Here is a 3,828-nt window from a genome sequence, read left to right as displayed (position 1 = left end):
AGCTTGGCCTGCTCACGCTTCAGCTCTTCCTGCCTCACCGTCTGGCGAGCGACGAACTGCGCGTCACTCTCATTCAGGCGGTACGCAGCCTCGGGCGGTACGTACAGGGTCCCGGGGACCGATGCCGCCGGCGGTAGCGCCGGTGCATACCGTGCCGGCTGCGCCGGCGCCGGCTTCGTGGTCACGGCCTCGGTGGCAGGCTGGGTCGCACCGAAGCCGGTCAGGGGCGGCCGCGCGATTGCAGTTCCCGTCAGCAGGCCAGCGACCAGTACGACTCCCAACGACAGGGGCACAACTCGAAGCGAATTCTTCATGGTGTTACGCCGCCTCCTTCGCGGCATGGGCCAGGTACGTGGATTCATGGGCGCGAATGAGGTCATCGATCAGGCCCTGCAGGATGCTTTCGCCATCATCGGCATCGAGCGCGTTCTTCCGGCGCTCGACCTCATCGAGCACCGAACCCTTCGGGTACCGCTGGGCAAGCAAGCGGCGCGCATTCTCGGGGCCGATCCGGGCATAGAGCGTGTCGCGTACGTAAGCATCCTCATTCGTTGTCGAGAACGCCCACAGTCGGATACCGCCCATGGAGTTGTTCAGCGCCTGCGCACACTGGCCTTCCTTGACGTCGAAGATACCGACGAAGGTGGAGCCGCGCGGACCCGGCGGGCGGATCGCGTTGCGCACATTCCAACGCACGGTGTCGGACAGGCCGAAGATGGCATCCATTTCCTTGACCGTCGCTTCGTTGGCCTTGGAGAGAATGAACTTCGTGGTCGCGAAGCTGAGCATGTCTTCGCTGAAGTCGCCGATGGCCTGGCTGAGCAACGTGATGGCCACACCGTACTTGCCACCTTCGCGCATGTCGGCGATCACCTGTTCCTGCACGCTGCGTACCTTCTTGGTGCGATGGAACTCGTCGTACTGGATCAGCTTCTTGTCCTCGCGAATCTCGCGGATTCGACGGTCGTGGTACGCACGGTACATCTGCGGGAACTGCACGACGTCATCTTCGTGCAGGTAGAAGTTTCGGGCTGTGGCGTGGCGCGCCAGCATGTAGCACACCGCGGTCTGGTGGTCTGCCGCCGCGCTACCGGACTTGGCCACATCAGCCAGAYCGAGCGAGACAACGCGTGCCTGGCCCAAGTCGAACTTGGTCGGGCGAGACAGAATCGGGTACGCGCGCAACGCGTCGCTGATCAGTCGGCTGAAGGCGGCGAGCAAGGGCTCATCCCCATCACCCGAGCGCTTCTCGCCGTACATGTCCTGGAACTGCGGCTCGCGCGTGACAACTGCCACGTCCTGGAGCAGCGGGACGGCGAAGCGCTGGGCAAGGTGTGCTTCGTGAATGGCGCCATTCCGGAACAGCTCGTCTGTGATCTCCCACCAGGTGGTGTTGTCATCGGTATGCAGGCCGTACTGGGCAATCGCGGCGTCGACCGCAGCCGCTCCGTCCATGTGGCTGGAGTAGTGCTTGGCTGCCGTACCTTGGGCACCATCACCGTACTTGGCGAACGCGGTGTCGATCGCCATTCGGCACAGACCCGCCATTGCGGGGTCGGTAACTGCCTGGCCTGGCGGCGTCACCAGCGTCAGCATGAAGTTGAGCATCGCAGCACGCTCGGTCTCCAGTGGAGATCGCATGCCGAGCTGCGTGTCGAACGGGTTGATGGCGTGCTCCTGGCTCATCTTCATCCGGATCGAGGCGACCAGGTGCTTCTTAGAGGGAGGCAGCGCGTGCTCCAGCAGCGAGATAAGGCCAGCACTGGAGCGCCCGACGTCGATGATGGCCAGCAGCGGCAGACGGGTGATACCCGGGGACAGGCATAGCGCCAGGTTCACTGCATTGGCCAGAACCGACTTGCCGCTTCGCGGCTCCGCATAGCCGACCGTGATACTGCTGGTCTGCAGCGGCGAGTGCGGCTGATATGGCCATGGCTTGCCATCAGGGCTGCGCAGCATCAGCGCACCCTGCTTCCACGGGGAACTGGGACGGTAGATGGGGAAGAAGTGGCTTACGTCTTCCAGCAGTGCCAGTGAGGGCGTGGCGGGGCTGCTGAGGCTCGCGCCGATACCGCCCGCGATCAGGCTCTGCACAGGATCGCCGGAGACCATCTGCAGCTCTGGGTTACCCCAGGACTGGACGTGGCGCGCCAGCAGCGAGGCGCGGCGCTCCAGCAGCTTCATGTCATCGGCCGGGGCCCAGGTCGCCAGGTCAATGCGAAGGCGGACTTCAATGCCATGACTGTCGCGCTTGCGTTGACGCACGTACTCGATGGCTTGGCGGATCTGCAGGTTCGTGCTGTTGGTCCAGCCTGCGAGCAGGGTCACCAGGTTCTTGTAGTCCCATACAGGCGAGCCAGAGGACTCCACCACCAGAGAGAAGCGCCACGGCAACTGCTCCCCCACCGTCTTGGCAAACAGGCGCTGAAATACCTGGATGTCCTGCGGCGCCAGGCGGATGTGCATCGGGGCGTAGATGCGATCCCCGATCTTCACGTACCGCAGTCCAACCTCTTCGGCATCACGCGGCGCCAAGTGCGGGCCCAGCGCTGGCCACAAGCCACCGGCCATGTCTTCAGGGTCGCGGCGGTAGTCACGGCGCGGCAACTTGTCACCGAGCAGGCACGGCCGCCAGTCTTCAGCGGTGAAGGAAGGGTCGATCGCGCGACGGATCTCCCGGCTCGCTTCGTGGACCGGCAGTCGACGACAGGCCATCTTCTGCTCCTGCAGCACCGCCAGCACGGCTTTCACATAGGACTCGTGACGCGGTCGCAGGGCCCGCAGCGCCTTGAACATGGCCGGGGAGTCGGATGACCGCGGCATGGGCTGCGCGTCGAAGATCTCCTTGCGGGTTTCGCTCTCCTGCTTGCGCTCGGCGACGCTGAGGGCAGAAACGCGGGTGAACAGGGCCAGCATGCAGTTCTCGCTGCTCGAACTCGCCTTGAAGCTCTGCAGGTCTTCCTCGAACATGTCCTCCAGGTTGAGCTCCAACCGGTTCGCCGTATCACGCGAGGGCTTCTGTGCCTCCCGCACCAGGCGCTCGGTCAGGTCCGGGTCCACCGTGAAGACGAACTGCGCCGCGTGCCCGCCACTACCCAGGAATGCGCCCAGAGATTGGTTGAGTGCGTTGTTGGCACGCTCGAATTCCTCGCTGCCCACGATCGTCATGCAGCCGTCGTGCATGATCAGGGTCATGAGCGAGCCATCCTTCATTACGAAGGTGTAGTCGTCACCCAGATCCACGTTCTCGATCTCGATGTAGTCGCCAAGCGACTTCTTCAGGCCACGGTCGATCTGCTTCCAGAGCCCTTCGATGCCGTCGATGATGCGATTGGGCCCCATATAGGCAAGGAAGGCCACCAGACCTACCAGGGCAATCACCAGGATGAGGATCATGTTCACGGCGTGGATTCCTTTACGGCTTCAAATGGTTGATCAGGAAATTGGCGTGTTCCATGAACACGTTCTTTGCGACTCCCCGTAGCGCCGGGGGCACGCGCTCGGTCGCGAATTCGCGCACGATCTGCATGTCGGCCATGGCCTCCTGCATCTGGTCCACGTTCTGCGGGAGCGCGACCAGGCGATCCATTGCCATGATCACGCCGATGTTCCGGCAATCACGCAACGTGACTTCCACCATGTGGATCTGAGAGTCATGCATAGCGCTGGATCTCGTCCTGGATGGCCACGTCGGTGGAGACCGTTGGCGGGGCGAGCAGACCGATCGAGGACGCAATCTCGTAGGTCGGCCGGTAGTTGAACTTGGGTACGATCGCCGTCACGCGGCCGGCGCCGTAGCGGCGTACGCTGATGCCGCTGCGATAGAGC

3 protein-coding genes are annotated in these 3,828 nt (G+C 63.4%); all 3 read right to left on the bottom strand.

Annotation, left to right across the window (positions count from 1 at the left end):
- Positions 1–314 (bottom strand): hypothetical protein (locus tag AC04L7_RS14150; RefSeq protein WP_475513242.1); only part of this gene is annotated, 314 nt, incomplete at its 3' end.
- Positions 315–318: 4 nt separating this feature from the next.
- A complete protein-coding gene (locus tag AC04L7_RS14145) occupies positions 319–3,402 on the bottom strand; it encodes a type IV secretion protein IcmB (RefSeq protein ID WP_475513241.1) in 3,084 nt (1,027 codons plus the stop codon).
- A gap of 13 nt (positions 3,403–3,415) precedes the next feature.
- The gene (locus AC04L7_RS14140; protein WP_436001322.1) at positions 3,416–3,661 is read right to left on the bottom strand and encodes a hypothetical protein; all 246 of its coding nucleotides are present in this window, start codon (positions 3,659–3,661) and stop codon (positions 3,416–3,418) included.
- Between the last annotated feature and the right edge of the window lie 167 nt (positions 3,662–3,828).

This window comes from Pseudoxanthomonas sp. LjRoot204_2 (genome assembly GCF_056175765.1).
The sequence above is the reverse complement of the archived record's forward strand: the minus strand, read 5'-3'. Positions and strand labels throughout refer to the sequence as shown.